The 18175-nt window shown below is 59.6% G+C and carries 16 protein-coding genes; 7 read left to right on the top strand and 9 right to left on the bottom strand.

Annotation, left to right across the window (positions count from 1 at the left end; genetic code table 11):
- Positions 1–322: 322 nt before the first annotated feature.
- Positions 323–1531: an L-threonine dehydrogenase gene (gene yiaY / locus WA157_RS11625; RefSeq protein WP_422621110.1), complete on the top strand. Its 1209-nt coding sequence runs from the start codon at positions 323–325 to the stop codon at positions 1529–1531.
- Between the two features lie 177 nt (positions 1532–1708).
- On the opposite strand, the gene WA157_RS11620 is transcribed toward yiaY, so the two are convergent.
- Positions 1709–1936 (bottom strand): hypothetical protein, encoded by a 228-nt coding sequence (locus tag WA157_RS11620; protein ID WP_422621109.1) that lies wholly within the window; start codon positions 1934–1936, stop codon positions 1709–1711.
- A gap of 30 nt (positions 1937–1966) precedes the next feature.
- Between WA157_RS11620 and WA157_RS11615 the strand changes: the two genes are divergently transcribed.
- Positions 1967–3487 carry an aldehyde dehydrogenase family protein gene (locus WA157_RS11615; RefSeq protein ID WP_422621108.1) on the top strand — a complete coding sequence of 507 codons (1521 nt, stop codon included), beginning with the start codon at positions 1967–1969 and terminating at the stop codon, positions 3485–3487.
- Positions 3488–3611: 124 nt separating this feature from the next.
- On the opposite strand, the gene WA157_RS11610 is transcribed toward WA157_RS11615, so the two are convergent.
- From WA157_RS11610 to WA157_RS11600, 3 genes are read right to left on the bottom strand one after another with little or no spacing between them, the layout of a single operon-like run.
- Entirely contained in the window at positions 3612–4460 is an 849-nt protein-coding gene (locus WA157_RS11610; RefSeq protein WP_422621107.1) for an extracellular solute-binding protein, read from the bottom strand.
- The gene (locus WA157_RS11605) at positions 4457–5206 is read right to left on the bottom strand and encodes an ATP-binding cassette domain-containing protein (protein ID WP_422621106.1); all 750 of its coding nucleotides are present in this window, start codon (positions 5204–5206) and stop codon (positions 4457–4459) included. Before WA157_RS11605 ends, WA157_RS11610 begins: the two co-directional genes overlap by 4 nt.
- Entirely contained in the window at positions 5203–5985 is a 783-nt protein-coding gene (locus WA157_RS11600; RefSeq protein ID WP_422621105.1) for an ABC transporter permease, read from the bottom strand. Before WA157_RS11600 ends, WA157_RS11605 begins: the two co-directional genes overlap by 4 nt.
- Before the next feature lie 50 nt (positions 5986–6035).
- On the opposite strand from WA157_RS11600, the gene WA157_RS11595 reads away from it, so the two are divergent.
- The 3 genes from WA157_RS11595 (at position 6036) to WA157_RS11585 (ending at position 9753) form a co-directional block, all read left to right on the top strand.
- Positions 6036–7184: a substrate-binding domain-containing protein gene (locus tag WA157_RS11595; protein ID WP_422621104.1), complete on the top strand. Its 1149-nt coding sequence runs from the start codon at positions 6036–6038 to the stop codon at positions 7182–7184.
- A gap of 149 nt (positions 7185–7333) precedes the next feature.
- A complete protein-coding gene (locus tag WA157_RS11590; protein WP_422621103.1) occupies positions 7334–7942 on the top strand; it encodes a TRAP transporter small permease subunit in 609 nt (202 codons plus the stop codon).
- Positions 7943–7956: 14 nt separating this feature from the next.
- Positions 7957–9753, top strand: coding sequence for a TRAP transporter large permease (locus WA157_RS11585; RefSeq protein WP_422621102.1), 1797 nt, complete (start codon positions 7957–7959; stop codon positions 9751–9753).
- A 183-nt stretch (positions 9754–9936) separates the two neighbouring features.
- On the opposite strand, the gene WA157_RS11580 is transcribed toward WA157_RS11585, so the two are convergent.
- The 5 genes from WA157_RS11580 to xseB form a co-directional block, all read right to left on the bottom strand.
- On the bottom strand, positions 9937–11016 hold the full coding sequence (locus tag WA157_RS11580) for a TRAP transporter substrate-binding protein (RefSeq protein ID WP_422621101.1): 1080 nt from the start codon (positions 11014–11016) through the stop codon (positions 9937–9939).
- Between the two features lie 328 nt (positions 11017–11344).
- The gene (locus tag WA157_RS11575; protein WP_422621100.1) at positions 11345–12430 is read right to left on the bottom strand and encodes a TRAP transporter substrate-binding protein; all 1086 of its coding nucleotides are present in this window, start codon (positions 12428–12430) and stop codon (positions 11345–11347) included.
- Between the two features lie 184 nt (positions 12431–12614).
- Positions 12615–14513, bottom strand: a complete 1899-nt coding sequence (gene dxs, locus WA157_RS11570; RefSeq protein ID WP_422621099.1) for a 1-deoxy-D-xylulose-5-phosphate synthase — start codon at positions 14511–14513, stop codon at positions 12615–12617.
- A 72-nt stretch (positions 14514–14585) separates the two neighbouring features.
- Positions 14586–15542: a polyprenyl synthetase family protein gene (locus WA157_RS11565; RefSeq protein WP_422621098.1), complete on the bottom strand. Its 957-nt coding sequence runs from the start codon at positions 15540–15542 to the stop codon at positions 14586–14588.
- Positions 15527–15763: an exodeoxyribonuclease VII small subunit gene (gene xseB, locus WA157_RS11560; RefSeq protein WP_041790800.1), complete on the bottom strand. Its 237-nt coding sequence runs from the start codon at positions 15761–15763 to the stop codon at positions 15527–15529. The genes WA157_RS11565 and xseB overlap by 16 nt, the downstream gene beginning before the upstream one ends.
- 233 nt (positions 15764–15996) lie before the next feature.
- Between xseB and WA157_RS11555 the strand changes: the two genes are divergently transcribed.
- The gene (locus WA157_RS11555) at positions 15997–17154 is read left to right on the top strand and encodes an aromatic ring-hydroxylating oxygenase subunit alpha (RefSeq protein ID WP_422621097.1); all 1158 of its coding nucleotides are present in this window, start codon (positions 15997–15999) and stop codon (positions 17152–17154) included.
- A gap of 77 nt (positions 17155–17231) precedes the next feature.
- Positions 17232–18119, top strand: a complete 888-nt coding sequence (locus tag WA157_RS11550) for a DMT family transporter (RefSeq protein ID WP_422621096.1) — start codon at positions 17232–17234, stop codon at positions 18117–18119.
- Positions 18120–18175 lie beyond the last annotated feature (56 nt).

Raw genomic sequence — 18175 nt, 5'->3', positions numbered from 1 at the left:
GCGATGCAATTGCAAGCGATATGAAAGGGCCTGCATAGTGTCCCCGCAGGTGTCGCAAGATTTGACAACTGTTCTATACCACAACGATTGCATGGCCCCGGCATTTCGGCGGCCGGGGACAAAGTCATTTGAAATCAAAGCGCCAACAAGTCGTTACAGGGCTGGCACGCAACTTGATCGTGATTGGGAGCCCGCCAGGCAAGTTCATGCGTTGTTTTCAGGAATGGAGGCACGATCATCAACGCGGATCCCGGCGACGCCGAAACCAAAGTCGCAAGGCGGACTTCGACAACCACCAAAACCATTTTCAGGAGATTTCAACATGTCAACAACTTTTTTCATTCCCGCCGTCAACATCATGGGTGCAGGCTGCTTGCAGGAAGCCATTCTGGCCATTCGCGGCTACGGCTTTCACAAGGCGCTGATCGTCACCGACACGGTCCTCAACAAGCTCGGGGTGGCCGGGCAAATCCAGACGCTGCTGACCGCGCAAGAGATTGCATCGGTGGTGTTTGATGGCGCCAAGCCCAACCCGACCGTTGGCAACGTGAAGGCGGGGCTGGCCCAGTTGAAGGCGCATCAGTGCGACTTCGTTATTTCCTTGGGCGGCGGCTCACCGCACGATTGCGCCAAGGGCATTGCCCTGTGTGCATCCAATGGCGGCGAAATTTCCGACTACGAAGGTGTGGACCGCTCGGCCAAGCCGCAGTTGCCACTGGTGTCGATCAATACCACGGCGGGTACAGCGGCCGAAATGACCCGTTTTTGCATCATCACCGATGAAGTGCGGCACATCAAAATGGCCATCGTTGACCGCAACGTCACACCCCTCATGTCCGTCAACGACCCCAACCTGATGTTGGCCAAGCCCAAGGGTCTCACGGCTGCCACCGGCATGGACGCCCTCACCCATGCCGTGGAAGCCTATGTCTCCACCGCCGCCACCCCCATCACGGACGCCTGCGCGCTGAAGGCGGTCGAGCTCATCTCTCGCAACCTGCGCACCGCCGTGGCACATGGCGACAACCTGCAGGCGCGCGAGCAAATGGCCTACGCCCAGTTCCTGGCCGGCATGGCCTTCAACAACGCCTCGCTGGGCTATGTACACGCCATGTCGCACCAGCTCGGTGGTTTTTACGACCTCCCGCACGGTGTGTGCAATGCACTGCTGCTGCCGCATGTGCAAGCGTTTAATGCAGCCACTTCGGCCGAACGTCTGCGCGACGTCGCCCGTGCCATGGGCGTGTCGGTTGACGGCATGGATGCAGCCGCTGGCGCTCAGGCCTGCCTTGGCGCGATCCGCAAACTGTCGGTGGACATCGGCATTCCAGCCAGCCTGGGCGAACTGGGCGTGAAAGAAAAAGACATTCCCTTGCTGACTGAAAACGCGCTCAAGGATGCCTGCGGCCTGACCAACCCGCGCAAAGCCAGCCAGGCCGAAATCGAGGCCATCTTCCGGGGCGCCATGCATGCACCGGTTGCCGCTGGTCAAACCCAGCACAAGGCTACGCGCGAAAGCGCGCCGGCCTGATTCTGAAGCGGGCTCGACACCGTCGCGCGTGTCGGCCACCCGCGCTGCATTGGACTTCGTCCAATTCCTCAAGCAGACACAGATCACGCGGATGCTTCAACAGCCATTGGCTGCTGAAGCATCAGGGCACTCGTCAACTGCTTGCCCGGTGAGCGTGATGGCCACGGGAGCGACATCTCACTTGAAATCCCTATTGGCAAAGTCTGGCGGTATGAAACGGCCTGCATAGAGCTTGATCACCGCGCCTGTCACAGAACTTGACAGGTGTCGCACATCGCCACACCAGACGCCGGCCCAGCAGGCACAGGTGTAGAACAAAAATTGTTTGAAATCAACGTATTGGTATGCCGCACCCGCGCTGGCACGCAACTTGACTACTGACAAGGCCCGCAAGGGAAATTTCATTCAATTTATTGCAAAAATTCAGGAGACACCATGATCTACGCAGCCCCCGGCCAAGCCGGCGCAAAAATCGCTTACAAGGCCCACTACGACAACTTCATTGGCGGCAAATACGTGGCCCCACTCAAGGGGGAATACTTTGACGTGATCACCCCGATCAGCGGCAAGGTCTATACCCAGGCCGCCCGCTCGGGTGCCCAAGACATTGAACTGGCGCTGGACGCCGCCCACGCCGCCACCGATGCCTGGGGCAAAACCTCGGTCACCGACCGCTCCAACATCCTGCTCAAAATTGCCGACCGCATTGACGCCAACCTGGAACTGTTGGCCTACGCCGAAACGGTTGACAACGGCAAGCCGATTCGCGAAACACTGGCCGCCGACATTCCGCTGTCATCCGACCACTTCCGCTACTTTGCCGGCTGTATCCGCGCGCAAGAAGGCGCGCTGAGCGACATCAATGAATCCACCGTGGCCTACCATTACCATGAACCGCTCGGCGTGGTCGGGCAAATCATCCCCTGGAACTTTCCCATTCTGATGGCCGCCTGGAAGCTGGCTCCGGCCCTGGCCGCCGGCAACTGCGTGGTACTCAAACCTGCGGAGTCGACCCCGGTCAGCATTTTGATTTTGATGGAAGTCATTGGCGACTTGCTGCCCCCAGGCGTGCTCAACATCGTCAACGGCTATGGCCGTGAAGCCGGCATGCCGCTGGCCACCAGCAAGCGCATCGCCAAAATCGCCTTCACGGGCTCCACCAACACCGGCCGCGTGATTGCCCAAGCCGCTGCCAACAACCTGATCCCGGCCTCGCTGGAACTCGGTGGCAAGTCCCCCAATGTGTTCTTTGCCGATGTGATGGACAAGGACGACGGTTTCCTCGACAAAGCCATCGAAGGCCTGGTGCTGTTTGCCTTTAACCAGGGCGAGGTCTGCACCTGCCCGTCGCGCGCGCTGATTCAGGAAAGCATTTACGACAAATTCATGGAACGGGTACTGCCGCGCGTCAAGGCCATCAAACAAGGCAACCCGCTTGATTCCGACACCATGATCGGCGCCCAAGCCTCAAAAGTGCAACTGGACAAAATTTTGTCCTACCTTGATATTGGCAAACAGGAAGGTGCGCAAGTGCTGACCGGTGGCGCGCAAGCGAACTTGAGCGGCGATCTGGCCGGTGGCTATTACGTGCAGCCCACGCTGCTCAAAGGCCACAACAAAATGCGTGTGTTCCAGGAAGAAATCTTTGGCCCGGTGCTGGCTGTGACCACCTTCAAGGACGAAGCCGATGCGCTGGCGCTGGCCAATGACACGCTGTACGGTTTGGGCGCGGGCGTTTGGAGCCGCAACGGCAACGTCGCCTACCGCATGGGCCGCGCCATCAAGGCCGGTCGCGTCTGGACCAACTGCTACCACGACTACGCCGCTCACGCGGCCTTTGGTGGCTACAAAGAGTCCGGCATCGGCCGCGAAACCCACAAGATGATGCTGGACCACTACCAGCAGACCAAGAACCTCTTGGTGAGCTACAGCGAAAGCAAGCTGGGCTTCTTCTGATCGGATCGCGACAGCGCGTGAATCAATCCAAAGGGGCGGGCAACCGCCCCTTTTTCAATTTTGAGAATCACATGGTTGACAAAGAGGCTGAGATGGCGGAGTCACACAGCTCTGATTTTTAAAGTCACTTCACCGCATTCGGAAAGAACAGTTGCTCGCCACCAATTTTGTAGCCGGCAATCACATCCTGACCAGCGGGTGAAGTGACCCAATCCACAAACTTCTGCCCGTCTGCCGCCTTCACATGCGGGTGCTTGGCGGGGTTGACCAGCATCACGCCGTATTGATTGAACAAACGTTTGTCGCCTTCCACCAGCACTTTCAGGTCGCCCCGGTTCTTGAAGTTGAGCCAGGTGCCACGGTCGGTCAACGCGTAGGCGTTGCTGCTGGACGCCATATTGAGTGCCGGACCCATGCCGCAGCCGCACGACTTGTAGCCGCTGCCCTGTTTGTCGGCCAGGTCGGCCATCTTCCAGAAACGCAGCTCAGCCGCGTGGGTGCCGCTCTTGTCGCCACGCGATACGAACGGGCCATTGGCAGCCGAGAGCTTTTTGAGCGCTTCGACCACATCGTTGCCTTTGACTTTGACGGGATCGCTGGCGGGGCCAACGACCACAAAGTCGTTGTACATCACTTCAAGGCGCTTGACAGCAAAGCCCTCGGCCACCACTTTTTCTTCGGCCACCTTGTCGTGCACGAACAGCACGTCGGCATCGCCCCGACGGCCCATGTCGATGGCTTGGCCAGTGCCCAATGCCACGACTTTCACGTCGATGCCGCTGGCCTGTTTGAACTCGGGCAGCAGGACGGAAAACAGACCGGATTGCTCGGTCGAGGTGGTGGATGCGACCACGATAGATGGTGTTTGAGCACCCACAGGCAAGCTCATGGATGCTACCAAAATAGTAGCTGCCAACGCTTTGTTCATGATGGCTAGAGGCCAAAAACACTCAACATATTTCACAGTTTTCATACCAATTCTCCTTTGACAAATAAATGGGCCGCCGGGTACTGCTGCTGCAACAATGACCCGGCAAAAAAATCAGCTACCGGCAAGTCGGCCAGCACACGGCCATGCTCCAGATAGATCACCCGGCTGGCCAGGCGTTTGACCTGGCCGAGGTTGTGGCTGGCAAAAATCAGCGTCATGGCATCCGGTCCGCTGGAAAACTCTTCAATCAGCGCCTCAACCTCGCGCTTGGCGTGCGGGTCCAGGCTGGCGGTAGGCTCGTCGAGCAGCAACACCTGCGGCCTCAAAGCCCAGGCCCTTGCCATGGCCACGCGCTGCTGCTGACCGCCGGAGAGCTGGCGCGCGTTGCGCTGGGCCAATTCGATCAAACCAACCCGGGCCAACGCCGCCAAGGCCAACACCTTGGCCTCGCCCCAGGGCGTGCCGCGCAGCCACAGGCCCAGAGCGATATTGGCCTGCACCGTCAGGCGCATCAGGTGTGGCTTTTGAAACAACATGGCTTGTCGCCACGCCGGGTCAGACACAAGCTGCCCCGATGTAGCCAGCGCCAAGCCGTGCAACAGCCGCAACAGCGTGCTCTTGCCGCAGCCGTTGGCACCCACCAACGCCACCCGCTCACCGGGAGCAACAGTCAGGGTCACATCGGACAAAGCGCGCACCGGCGACGCGGCACGGCCAAAATGCACGCTCGCACCCGACAGCTCAAACACGGGCTGCAAACGCCGCACGTCACCGACACTGCCACTCACAGCGAGACTCCGTGGGTGACAGCTACCGATTCACGGACCGCCGCCGGGGCTGCCAATTGACGGACGCTGGCAGCGTCATTCTCCGAGCGTTCGCGCCAGCGCCGCAGCAACGCAATCAACACGTTCAGCAGCAGCACAACGCTGAGCAAAATCAGCCCCAGGCCGAGCGCCAGCGGCAAATCCCCTTTACTGGTTTCCAGCGCGATGGCCGTCGTCATGACACGGGTGAAGCCATCAATATTGCCGCCCACAATCATCACCGCGCCCACTTCAGACACGGCCCGGCCAAAGGACGCGATCACCACCGTGAGCAGCGCGTAGCGCTCGTCCCAGGCCAGCAGCAGACTGCGCACCAAGGGCCGCGCGCCAAGCGACTGCAATTGTTCGCCATGCAAGTATTCAGCGTCTTGCACCGCCTGGCGTGTCAAGGCTGTCACCACCGGCAACACCAGCACGGCTTGCGCCATCACCATCGCCTTGAAGCTGAACAACCAGCCCAAATAGCCCAACGGCCCGGTGCGTGACAACAACAAATAAATCACCAGGCCCACCACGACCGAAGGCACCGCCAGAAAAGTGTTCAGAAGCGTCAGCACCGCGCCACGCCCGGCAAAACGCGTCACACCCAGCCAGGCGCCCAAAATCAGCCCCAAGCCGCACGCGATGGCGCAGGCCGTGGCGCTCACGGACAGGGACCGGCCCACAATGGTGAGCAGGCCCGCGTCCAGGGAGGTGATGAGTTGCAGCGCGGAGGAGGCGCTGTCGGAGAAAGAAGACATAACTTGCGGTATCGTAGCCACCGATCCAATCACTGACGATATGAACCACCGTGCATAGGCTCCAATTCCACTACACCCTGTCCCGCGACAGCAGTCCGGCGCTGGTGCGCAACCCTTTGATTGATTTGCTGCAGGCGGTGAGCAGCCATGGCTCCATCTCAGCCGGTGCGCGCGCGCTTGGATTGAGCTACCGCCACGTCTGGGGTGAACTCAAACGATGGGAAAACGAACTGGGCAACGAACTGGTGGTGTGGGAGAAAGGCCAGAGCGCGCGCCTGACCGACTTTGGCAACAAACTGATGTGGGCCGAGCGGCAGGCGCAAGCGCGGCTGGCACCACAGATTGAAGCCCTGCGCGCCGAACTTGAACGCAGCTACGCGCTGGCGTTTGACGACAGCGTGCATGTGGTAACGCTCTACGCCAGCCATGATGACGCGCTGTCCGCCTTGCGCGAGCATGCCCTGCGCGGCCAGTTAACTGCCAGCGCACAGCCTGATGCCAGCCGCATGCACCTGGACATTCGATTCACTGGAAGCGTGGACGCCATTCGCGCCCTCAACGAAGGCCGCTGCGTGATGGCGGGTTTTCACACGCTGCTGGGGACAGGCAAAAAAACACTGACCGAGCACACCTACAAGCCTTTGCTGCAACCGGGTCAACACAAAATCATCGGCTTTGCGCAGCGCACCCAGGGTTTGATGGTGGCCAAAGGCAATCCGCTGGGTCTGCGCTCGCTGCAAGACCTGGCCGACCAGCGCGCCCGCTTTGCTGCCCGTGGTTTGGGCAGCGGCACCCGCGTGGTGCTGGATGAACTGCTCATCCAAGCCGGGCTGGTGGCCAGTGACATCATCAGCGATGACCACACCGAGCCATCCCATGCAGCAGTCGCGCAGGCCGTGGCTGCCGGTCAATGTGATGCCGGGCTCGGCATTGCCGCAGCGGCGCAGCGAGCGGGGTTGGATTTTGTGCCCCTGGCCGATGAACGCTACCACCTGGTGTGCCTCAAGTCCGCGCTGTTACGACCCGGCATTCAGGCCTTATTGCATCTGTTGAAAACACCCGCCTGGAAAAGTGAAGTGGCCACGATTACCGGCTACGCGGCCCTGCAAAGTGGCGAGGTGCTATCGATGCGCCGGGTATTGCCCTGGTGGGACTATCGCCAGGAAAAGTCTCACCCGATCGACGCTCTAAATCATTAGTGTTTACCCTATGTAAAAAAAAAACAAACCGTCAGGTTTATTTCAGTTTCAGCACGTTACGCTCTAACGTCGAAATCGGTCGTTCTGCAGAACCTTGCTTTGCATGACTGCAGACTGTCTTTTTCATATTTTCTAATGATGGAAACAACATGCATGCGCTTCTAAAATTCTCGAAAGCCATCGACTGGCTCAACAGCCTGATTGGCAGAAATGTGATCTGGCTAATTTTCGCCTCCACAGTCATCAGCGCCGTCAACGCCATTGTCCGCAAGGCGTTCAACGTGAGCTCCAATGCCTATCTTGAAGTGCAGTGGTACTTGTTTGCAGCGACATTTCTGCTGGCCGCAGGCTACACGCTGCTCAACGGCGAACATGTCAAGATTGACGTCATCTATAGCCGCTGGTCCAAGCGCACGCAAATGTGGATCGATGTATTCGGTCTGGCTTTTTTCCTGACGCCATTTTGTGTTGCCATCCTGTGGTTCGGTGTTCCCTTCTTTCTAAACGGCTACCAATCCGGCGAAATATCCTCCAACGCCGGTGGCCTGATTCGCTGGCCGGTGTACGCCATGAGTCCGCTGGGCTTTGGATTGCTGCTGCTGCAAGGTTGGTCCGAGCTGATCAAGCGCCTGGCTTTCTTGCAGGGCCTGATTGAAGATCCCACGCACAAAAAAGTGGAAAAGACCGCAGAAGAAGAGTTGGCTGAGGCGATTCAAAAGCTGGCTGAAGAAAAAGCTGCCAGAGCCAACGCGGCCTGACCCTGGAGAGACACATGGAATTTCTAACCAACAACTTTGCCCCCATCATGTTCGGGGGGCTCATTGTCTTCTTGCTGCTGGGTTTTCCGGTGGCGTTCAGCCTGGGCGCCTGCGGCCTGTTCTTTGGCTTTGTGGGCATCGAACTGGGCCTCCTGCCCGAGGCGCTGCTGCAGGCCCTGCCGTTGCGCATCTTCGGCATCATGCAAAACGACACGCTGCTGGCCATTCCGTTCTTCACCCTGATGGGGCTGATACTGGAGCGAAGTGGCATGGCCGAGGATTTGCTCGACACCATTGGCCAGCTGTTTGGTCCGTTGCGCGGTGGCTTGGCCTTTGCCGTGATTTTTGTCGGTGCCCTGCTGGCCGCAACCACCGGTGTGGTGGCCGCTTCCGTGATTTCGATGGGCCTGATTTCCTTACCGATCATGTTGCGCTATGGCTATGACCGCCGGGTCGCCGCTGGCGCGATTGCGGCCTCCGGCACGCTGGCACAAATCATTCCGCCCTCGCTGGTGCTGATCATTCTGGCGGACCAGCTCGGTCGCAGCGTGGGCGACATGTACAAAGGTGCGTTCATCCCCGGCTTTGCCCTCACCGTCCTCTATTTCGGCTATGTGGTCCTTTTGACCTTCATTCGCCCGAACTGGGTACCCGCATTACCGCTTGAGGCCCGCACGATCCGCGAAGACAATGGCGGCAGCGGCATGCGCTCTCTGCTGATTCTGACCATCGTGTCAACGGCGGTGGCGGTGTACCTCGGAGAACACTACGCGCAAGTCTTAAGCTGGTCCAAGGGCGAAACCGTGTTGAACGTGGCGACTGACGAAACCATTGTGGTGTCGCTTTGTTCTGGCGTCATGCTGGCATTTGTGATCGCGCTGATCAACAAGGTTACCCACATGGGCCTGCTGTCACGCATGGCGGAGCGCGTGACCTTTGTGCTGATTCCCCCGCTGTTGCTGATCTTTCTGGTGCTGGGCACGATCTTCCTGGGTGTGGCCACGCCGACCGAGGGCGGTGCCATGGGGGCGATGGGTGCTTTGATCATGGCCATGAGCCGTGGGCGTCTGAGCATGAAACTGCTCAAACAAGCCTTGACGTCGACTACCAAACTGTCCAGCTTTGTTGTATTCATCCTGGTCGGGTCCACCGTCTTCAGCCTCGTGTTTCAGGGGGTCGATGGCTCCAGATGGGTGGAGCACCTGTTGACCTCGGTCCCTGGCGGGCAGGTCGGCTTCCTGATTGTGGTCAACCTGCTAATTTTCTTTCTGGCGTTTTTCCTGGACTTCTTTGAACTCTCGTTCATCGTCGTGCCCTTGCTGGCACCGGTGGCCGATAAGATGGGCATTGACCTGATCTGGTTTGGCGTGTTGCTGGGCGTGAACATGCAGACTTCATTTATGCATCCGCCCTTTGGCTTTGCCCTGTTCTTCCTGCGCAGCGTGGCACCGGCCAAGGAATACACCGACAAGCTCACCAAGAAGCTGATCCAGCCGGTCACCACCATGCAAATCTACTGGGGTGCCATTCCGTTCGTGATCATCCAGATCATCATGGTCGGTGCCATCATTGCCTTCCCCGGCATCGTCTCAAGCGGCCTCGACAAGAAGGTGGTGTACGACCTCGACAAGGTCCGCATGGAAATGGAAGCGAGCATGCCGGACGCGATGGAGCAACAAGACCCGGCAGCAGGTATGACAGGCGCAGCCGGTGGCGAGGCGCCGACCGATAGCAGCGATCCGTCACCCGCCGACGATCCGATGAAAGCGCTCCAGGACTCGCTCGGCGACACGCCAGAGAAGAAAAACTGAAACCCGGGGCCCTTCACCACGGTCCCGCAATGGCAGGCCTCCCATGCCTCTGCAAACCTCTGGTTTGCAGAGGCATTTTCTTGGCTGCTGGGCAAGCCGGCACCGAAGCCCGAGCGAAAAAAACCCGCCGGGCGAACCTGGCGGGTCGATCAGATCGACAGCGCGCGTGGCGCCATCATCCGGTCAAAGCTTCTTGGAGGCCATAAAGCTGTCGAAGCGCCCCTCGGCAAAACGGAACCAGAGTATCTCGTCACGCTGGAAGTTGCGGTAATCGTCGTAAATCTTCTTCCAATCCGGGTTGCTCTTTTCCAGGTCGGCGTACAGATCCATCGATGTCTTGAACGACGCATCCAGCACGGCTTGCGGGAACGGGAGCACCTTGGTTTTGGCGGCGACGAGCTGTTTGAGCGCACCAGGGTTGCGCGCGTCATAGCGGGCCTGCGTGGTGACATGGGCCTCGTAGGCCGCTGCCTGCACAATGGCCTTGTTTTCGCTCGACAGGCCATTAAGGGCTTTTTGATTCACATAGAACTCGAGGTTCAGGCTACCCTCCCACCAGCCGGGGTAATAGTAAAACGGCGCCACCTTGTTGAAGCCCAGCTTCTGGTCATCGTACGGGCCGATCCATTCGGCCGCATCGATGGTGCCCTTTTCCAGCGCCTGATAAATCTCGCCGCCAGGAATGTTCTGCGGCACACCGCCCATGCGCTCGATCACCTTGCCGGCAAAGCCGCCGATACGGAATTTCAGGCCCTTGATGTCCGCCGGCGACTTGATCTCCTTGCGGAACCAGCCCCCCATTTGCGCGCCCGTGTTACCGCCCAGGAAGTTGACAATGTTGTACTTGGCATAGAACTCGCGCATCAGCTTGCCGCCGTTGCCGTCGACCACCCATGCCGTGAGTTGGCGCGAGTTCATGCCGAAAGGAATTGCACCGCCGATGGCGAAGGCCTCGTTCTTGCCGAAGAAGTAGTACGGCGCCGTGTGCGCCATTTCCACCGTGCCGTTTTGCACGCCATCGACCACGCCAAACGCCGGCATCAGCTCGCCAGCCGCATGCACCGACACTTCGAACTTGCCACCAGACATCTCCTTGACTGCCTTGGAAAACACTTCGGCCGAGCCAAAAATAGTGTCCAGTGATTTCGGAAAGCTGGAAGCCAGACGCCAGCGAATGGCGGCCTGTGCGTGCACAGCCGGCGCCACACCGGCAGCCAGTACACCGGCGATGCCGGCGTGTTTAATTAGAGAACGACGATCCATAAGGTTCACTCCTGGAGTTTTGAGAAAAAATATCGACGTGCAGGTAAGCACAGCGACGACCGATCAGAGTCAGTGAAAATTGTAGGAAGATGCGTGAAAAGCGGTGCGGGGGTTTTCCCTCGCAATGCTGTCAATAAGCTGTCGTCGCTGAAGCTGGTCGGGGCTGACCGCCACGCGGTTCAGAGCCCTCGCAATGCTGTCAATAAGCTGTCGTCGCTGAATCAAGAACACCTGAAAACAAAAATGTCCGATGAAATGTATGGCACACCTCACCGGACAAAAAAAACACCCGACCGGGCCGCGACGTGCGCAACCCTGCCGTCCAGATTTACAACTTGACTGTGGTCATGTAGCTGTCGAAACGGTACTCAGAAAAGCGCAGCCACAACAATTGGTCGCGCTGGAAGGCACGCATGTCCTGGTGGATCTTCTTGAACTCGGGCGATGTGGCTTCGTGCTCCGCAAACACTTCCATTGACGCCTTGAAGCCGGCATCCATGATTTCCTTCGAAAATGCCTTGAGCTGTGTTTTTTCGGCAACCAACTTCTTCAAAGCAATCGGGTTGAATGCATCGTACTTGGATGTCATGTCTCGGGCGGCGATGGCGGTTGCCGCATCAACGATCGCCTGATTTTCCGGCGACAGTGCTGCATAGGCTTTGGTATTGATGAAAAACTCAAGCTCCGCGCCGCCTTCCCACCAGCCGGGATAGTAATAGTAAGGCGCGACCTTGTTGAAGCCGAGCTTCTGATCATCGTACGGGCCCACGAATTCAGTGGCGTCCAGCGTGCCTTTTTCAAGGGCCTGGTACACATCACCGGCGGGCATGTTCTGCGACACAACACCCAGCTTTTGCATGGCCTCACCGAAAAGCCCGCCGCCCATGCGCATTTTCAGGCCTTTCAGGTCCTTGACGGTCTTGATTTCCTTGCGGTACCAGCCGCCCATCTGCGTGCCGGTGTTGCCCGCGCTGCGGCTCTTGATGTTGTACTTGGCGTAAAACTCGTCCATCAGTTTGCGGCCATTGCCGTGCTCCATCCAGGCATCCATCTGGCGGGCGGTCAGGCCAAAGGGAACGGCACAGCCAAAGGCAAAGATGGGGTCTTTGCCGGTGAAATAGTAAGGGGCCGTCTGGGCCATCTCGACCGTGCCATTCTGGATGGCATCCACGACGCCAAACGCCGGCATCAGTTCGCCAGCCGCATGCACGGACACTTCAAACTTGCCGCCGGACAGGGCCTTGACGGTCTTGGCAAACATTTCTGTGCTGCCGAAAATTGTGTCGAGCGATTTCGGGAAGCTTGAAGCCAGGCGCCAGCGAACATTGGCCCCTTGTGCATGCACTGCCGGCGCAGCACCAACGGCCAGCACGCCGGCAATGCCTGCGTGCTTGATTACGGAACGACGATCCATTTGGTTCACTCCTAAAATTGTGGATTGAATTTATCGCGATGCGGGTATGCACAGCAATGACCCATTACAGTCATCCACTATTGTAGGAACATGCAGGATCAGTTATGGAGGGGGTTTCCCCTTGCGTCGATGAATTTACGCAAGGGTCGCTGACACTCAAGCAGGGCGGCTTCGCCCCAGCAGTTCAGGCGACGGCTTTGAGCGCCGGGCGCCCGGGCACCAGCAGCGCCCCAAAGCGCTTGGTCATCGAGGCTTCGATACCCTTGGCATCCAGGCCCTGCAGCGCCAGCAATTTGGCCGGGTCGCCATGTTCGATGAATTCATCACGCAGGCCCAGTTGCAGCACCGGCTTGAGCACGCCTGCCGCATGCAAGGCTTCCAGCACCGCGCTGCCAGCGCCACCCATGATGGCGCCCTCTTCCACTGTCACCAATGCGTCATGGTCGGCGGCCACCTGTAGCAGCAGCGCCACATCCAGCGGCTTGACCCAGCGCATGTTGACCACCGTGACGTTGAGTTTTTCAGCCACCTGCAATGCCGGGTACAGGAGCGTGCCAAAGGCCAGAATGGCGACACTGCTGCCCGTGCGCCGGATTTCACCTTGGCCAAACGGCAGGGCTTCCAACCCGGCCTGGACGACTGTGCCGGCACCGGCACCACGCGGATAACGCACGGCCACCGGGTGATTCTGCGCAAAAGCGGTGCTGAGCAACTGCCGGCACTCGTTCTCATCGGCCGGGCAAGCCACGCTGACGTTGGGAATACAACGCAAAAATGGAATGTCGTAAGCCCCGGCGTGCGTGGCACCATCGGCACCCACCAGACCCGCACGATCGAGCGCAAATACCACCGGCAGGTTTTGAATTGCCACGTCGTGGATCAACTGGTCGTAGCCGCGCTGCAAAAAGGTGGAATAAATCGCCACCACCGGCTTCAGGCCCTCACAGGCCAGTCCCGCGGCAAAAGTCACCGCATGCTGCTCGGCGATGCCCACGTCAAAGAAACGCTGCGGAAAACGCTGCTCAAACTCCACCATGCCGGAACCCTCGCGCATGGCGGGCGTGATGCCCACCAGCCGCGGGTCAACGGCCGCCATGTCGCACAGCCACTGACCAAACACCTGGGTAAAGGTTTGCTTCGGGCTGGTGGCGGGCGCCTGCAGGCCAACCGCCGGGTCAAACTTGCCGGGGCCGTGGTAGGCCACCGGGTCGGCTTCGGCCAGTTTGTAGCCCTGCCCCTTTTTGGTCACCACATGCAAAAACTGCGGACCCTTGAGGTGCTTGATGTTCTCCAGCGTGGGGATCAAGGCATCGAGGTCATGGCCATCAATCGGGCCGATGTAATTGAAGCCGAATTTCTCGAACAGGGTCGCTGGCACCACCATGCCTTTGGCGCTTTCTTCCAGCCGCTTGGCCAGTTCAAACAGCGGCGGCGCGCCTTTGAGCACGGTCTTGCCAACGTTTTTGGCAGCGGCGTAAAACTGGCCGCTCATGAGCTTGGCCAGATGCCGATTGAGCGCGCCCACCGGCGGGCTGATGCTCATGTCGTTGTCATTGAGGATCACCAGCAGGTTGCAGTCGGCAACCCCCGCATTGTTGAGCGCTTCAAACGCCATGCCGGCGGTCAGTGCACCGTCGCCAATCACGGCAATCGCATAACGCTCCTCACCCTTGATTTTGGCCGCCAGCGCCATCCCCAAAGCGGCTGAAATGGAGGTACTGGAATGTGCGGTGCCAAAGTCATCGTATTCACTCTCGCCCCGTTGCGGGAAACCGCTCAAACCGCCAAGCTGGCGCAGCGTGGCCATGCGCTCGCGCCGACCGGTCAAGATTTTGTGCGGGTAGGTCTGGTGCCCCACATCCCACACCACGCGGTCATGCGGGGTGTTGAACACATAGTGCAAAGCCACTGTCAGCTCAACCGTGCCCAGGTTGGAGCTCAGGTGACCCCCGGTTTTGGCCACACTGTGGAGCAAATAAGCCCGCAACTCGTCGGCCAGCGCGCCCAACTGCGCGCGCGGCACGAGCCGCAGGTCAGCGGGATCATTGATGGTGTGCAGCAGGGGATACGAATTATGTGGCATATGCTATATTATTAGTAGCTACTAACGCTTATTGGATAAGGGCTGGAGGCTAATTTCTCTCCTGTTTTCCATTCAACAAGTACGATTGACCAGCCGCCTGGCCAAACCCTGCAGCGCCTGCGTATCGTGCAAGCCACTGCGGGCCAGCGCCGCCAGCGCTTCGGCCAGCAATTCCTGGGCATAGACGCCAGCGCGCTCCAGCCCCAGCAGCGACACAAAGGTTGGTTTGTCCTGGTCGGCGTCTTTGCCCGCCGTTTTACCCAGTGTCGCCGAGTCGGCGGTGACATCGAGCATATCGTCCACCACCTGAAACGCCAGCCCGATCGCGGCGCCGTACGACATCAGCGCGGCCTCAGCCTGGGCTGAAACATCGCCGCACGCAGCACCCATCATCACGCTGGCCTGCAACAAGGCACCCGTCTTCAGACGGTGCATCTGGCGCAGCTGGCGCTCGGTGAGTGCCACGCCGACACTGGCCAGATCAATCGCTTGCCCACCGGCCATACCGGCGCTGCCCGCCGCGCGGGCCAGCAAACGGCACAGGGCGGCTTGCTGGCGGGCCGGGATGACATCATCGTCCGGCGTCAACAATTCAAACGCCATCGCCTGCAGGGCGTCACCGGCGAGCATGGCGCTGGCCTCGCCAAATTTCACATGCACGGTGGCTTTACCCCGGCGCAACACGTCGTTGTCCATACACGGCAGGTCGTCGTGCACCAGCGAATAAGCATGAATCAATTCCACCGCACAGGCGGCGCGCAGCGCAATTTCGGGCGTCTTCGCAGCCGCTGGCCGCTCGCCGCTGGCCGCCTCCGACGCCGCCAGCACGAGCAAGGGACGCAAGCGCTTGCCACCGTCCAGCACTGCGTAACGCATGGCAGCGATGAGTTCAACCGGGGCGCCACCCTCGGCATCCGTCGCTGCATCGGCCCTGACCCAGCGCTCCAGCGCACTCTCGACGTGCGCCAGATGCAGCGCGCTCCAGGCGCTCAGGTTGAATGCAGCGCTGCCAGTCACTCGGGTGTCCATGTTTTAAGCGTCCCCTGATCGAGTACCTTGATCTGGCTTTCGACCGCTTCCAGCCGGTCACGGCAGAATTTAAGCAATTCGGCGCCGCGCTGGTACTGACTCAAAAGCTGGTCCAGCGGCAGATCGCCCGACTCCAGCCGGGCCACCAGTTGCTCCAGCTCTTCCTGAGCAGCCTCAAAACTGGCTGGGGTGGTAGAAACGGTTTTGGGAGTCGAAGCCATGCAGTCTGGGAAATTCCGTGGAAAAAAGCGTGATTTTAGGCTTTTGGTCACGGCGGGCGCGCCCAAAGCCCACAAAACCTCTGTTGCAAGACGCCAGAACCGGACCGAGCAATCCCTGCCTGACCGTCAAAAATAGCCTGGCAGGTACAATTTGCGTTCCCAACCGGCCCTCGCCGGTTTCTTTTTACCGCGCTTTGGCGCATCTCCCTGTGGGGAGTCTTTAGGTCCGACTGATGTCTGATTTAAGTCTTCAACTGCAGCAGGCCACCGGCCAACTACCAGTTTCAAGCTACTTTGACGACGCGCTGTACCAGCGCGAACTGCAAACCCTGTTCCAGCATGGCCCGCGCTATGTTGGGCATCGGCTGAGTGTGCCCGATGTGGGCGATTACGCCACGCTGGCGCACGAGGGTCAGGGGCGCGCCCTGGTGCACACGCCGCAAGGAATAGAGCTGATCTCCAACGTCTGCCGCCATCGCCAGGCCGTGATGCTGCAGGGGCGCGGCTCGGTGGACATGACGCATGCGGGCGCGGCGGCAGGCAACATTGTGTGCCCCTTGCACCGCTGGACCTACAGCGCCAGCGGTGCGCAGCCAGCCGGTACCTTGCTGGGCGCGCCGCACTTCCCGCACGACCCGTGCCTGAACCTGCACAACTACCCGCTCAAGGAATGGAACGGCCTGCTGTTCGAAGACAACGGCCGCGACATCGAGGCCGATCTGGCCGCCATGGGGCCGCGCGCCGAGCTCGATTTTGCCGGCTTTGTTCTGGACAAAGTGGAGTTGCACGAGTGCAACTACAACTGGAAGACCTTCATTGAGGTCTATCTGGAGGACTACCACGTCGGCCCGTTCCATCCCGGTCTGGGCGGTTTTGTCACCTGTGATGACTTGCGCTGGGAGTTCAAGGAAAACTACTCGGTGCAAACCGTCGGCCTGGGCACCGGGGTAACCAGCCCCCGCAGCAAGGCCGGCAGCCCGGTGTACCAGCGCTGGCAGGACGCCCTCAACACCTACCGCAACGACGCGTTGCCCAAGCAGGGCGCGATCTGGCTCACCTATTACCCGCACATCATGATCGAGTGGTATCCGCATGTGCTGACGGTTTCGACCCTGCACCCGATGGGTGTCGGCAAGACCCTGAACAAGGTCGAGTTTTATTACCCGGAAGAGATTCAGGCCTTTGAGCGTGAGTTTGTGGAGGCGCAGCAAGCCGCTTACATGGAAACCTGTCTGGAGGACGACGAGATCGGCGAGCGTATGGACGCCGGTCGCAGGGCGCTCCTGCAGCGTGGCGACAACGAGGTCGGCCCCTACCAGAGCCCGATGGAAGACGGCATGCAACAGTTTCATGACTGGTACCGGCGTCGCATGAGCGGTCGGCCCGATTAGGAAATTACAACTATTTTTATAGCGACTTACGCCCATTACACGGGGGCTAGAGCCCTATTTGATTAAAAAATCACGCGATGCAAGCACTCTGGATGGTTTGGGGGTCGTTCTTTTTTGCCACCATGGCCGTGGGCATCAAGATCGCATCAAGTGAGTTCAACCTGTTTGAACTGGTGTTTTACCGTGGTGTGGTGAGCGTGATTTTTATGGCGCTGGTGTTGCGGGCGCGCGGCACACCCCTGCGCACGCCGGTGCCGATGATGCATGCCTGGCGTACCCTGATTGGTGTGCTGTCACTGGGCGCCTGGTTCTATGCCATTGCGCATTTGCCACTGGCCACCGCCATGACGCTGAACTACATGAGCGGGGTCTGGGTGGCGGCTTTCATTGTGGGCGGCGCGCTGCTCTACGGCCAGGCGCAGCGCCAGGGGCCGCTGATGGCAACCGTGCTGATGGGCTTTGCCGGTGTGGTGATGATGCTGCGGCCCACGCTGGATCAAAACCAGTTGTTTGCCGGCTTGATCGGCCTGCTCTCCGGGCTGGGGGCCGCGATGGCCTACCTGCAAGTGACGGCGCTCGGCAAAGTCGGGGAACCGGAAGGGCGCACGGTGTTTTATTTTTCGCTCGGATCGGCCGTGGTGGGCATGGTCGGCATCGCCTTCGCGGGCCTGACCCCGTGGACGGCGGTGAGCTGGCAAACTTCCATCTGGCTGATACCGATTGGCGTGCTCGGCGCCCTGGGTCAGTGGTGCATGACGCGCGCCTACAGCCGTGGCTCGACGCTGCTGGTGGCCAATTTGCAGTATTCCGGCATTGTGTTTGGCGCCTTCTACAGCCTGCTGCTGTTTGGTGACCAGATACCGCTGCTGGGCTGGGCCGGTATGGGCGTGATTGTGGCAAGCGGCCTGCTCGCCACCGTGCTGCGCACCCGCGCCCTGCCCGACACACCGGCCGAAGAACATTGAAACCTTGCGGGACAGACCGCAGTTACACGAAGGGCACAAGCTCTGTCCCCAACCAA

The organism is Rhodoferax ferrireducens, assembly GCF_049302455.1.
In the GTDB taxonomy this organism is placed as follows: Bacteria; Pseudomonadota; Gammaproteobacteria; order Burkholderiales; family Burkholderiaceae_C; genus Rhodoferax; species Rhodoferax ferrireducens_B.
Note: the sequence above shows the minus strand (reverse complement) of the source record. Positions and strands in the feature narration are given on the sequence as shown.

Bases quoted from the DNA above. Each gene is read 5' to 3' on its own strand.
- WA157_RS11590 (WP_422621103.1), top strand. From the start codon at position 7,334: ATGCATGCGCTTCTAAAATTCTCGAAAGCCATCGACTGGCTCAACAGC.
- WA157_RS11555 (WP_422621097.1), top strand. From the start codon at position 15,997: ATGTCTGATTTAAGTCTTCAACTGCAGCAGGCCACCGGCCAACTACCA.
- WA157_RS11615 (WP_422621108.1), top strand. From the start codon at position 1,967: ATGATCTACGCAGCCCCCGGCCAAGCCGGCGCAAAAATCGCTTACAAG.
- WA157_RS11585 (WP_422621102.1), top strand. From the start codon at position 7,957: ATGGAATTTCTAACCAACAACTTTGCCCCCATCATGTTCGGGGGGCTC.
- dxs (WP_422621099.1), bottom strand. From the start codon at position 14,513: ATGCCACATAATTCGTATCCCCTGCTGCACACCATCAATGATCCCGCT.
- WA157_RS11565 (WP_422621098.1), bottom strand. From the start codon at position 15,542: ATGGACACCCGAGTGACTGGCAGCGCTGCATTCAACCTGAGCGCCTGG.
- WA157_RS11575 (WP_422621100.1), bottom strand. From the start codon at position 12,430: ATGGATCGTCGTTCCGTAATCAAGCACGCAGGCATTGCCGGCGTGCTG.
- WA157_RS11610 (WP_422621107.1), bottom strand. From the start codon at position 4,460: ATGAAAACTGTGAAATATGTTGAGTGTTTTTGGCCTCTAGCCATCATG.
- WA157_RS11580 (WP_422621101.1), bottom strand. From the start codon at position 11,016: ATGGATCGTCGTTCTCTAATTAAACACGCCGGCATCGCCGGTGTACTG.
- yiaY (WP_422621110.1), top strand. From the start codon at position 323: ATGTCAACAACTTTTTTCATTCCCGCCGTCAACATCATGGGTGCAGGC.
- WA157_RS11550 (WP_422621096.1), top strand. From the start codon at position 17,232: ATGCAAGCACTCTGGATGGTTTGGGGGTCGTTCTTTTTTGCCACCATG.
- xseB (WP_041790800.1), bottom strand. From the start codon at position 15,763: ATGGCTTCGACTCCCAAAACCGTTTCTACCACCCCAGCCAGTTTTGAG.
- WA157_RS11620 (WP_422621109.1), bottom strand. From the start codon at position 1,936: ATGAAATTTCCCTTGCGGGCCTTGTCAGTAGTCAAGTTGCGTGCCAGC.
- WA157_RS11600 (WP_422621105.1), bottom strand. From the start codon at position 5,985: ATGTCTTCTTTCTCCGACAGCGCCTCCTCCGCGCTGCAACTCATCACC.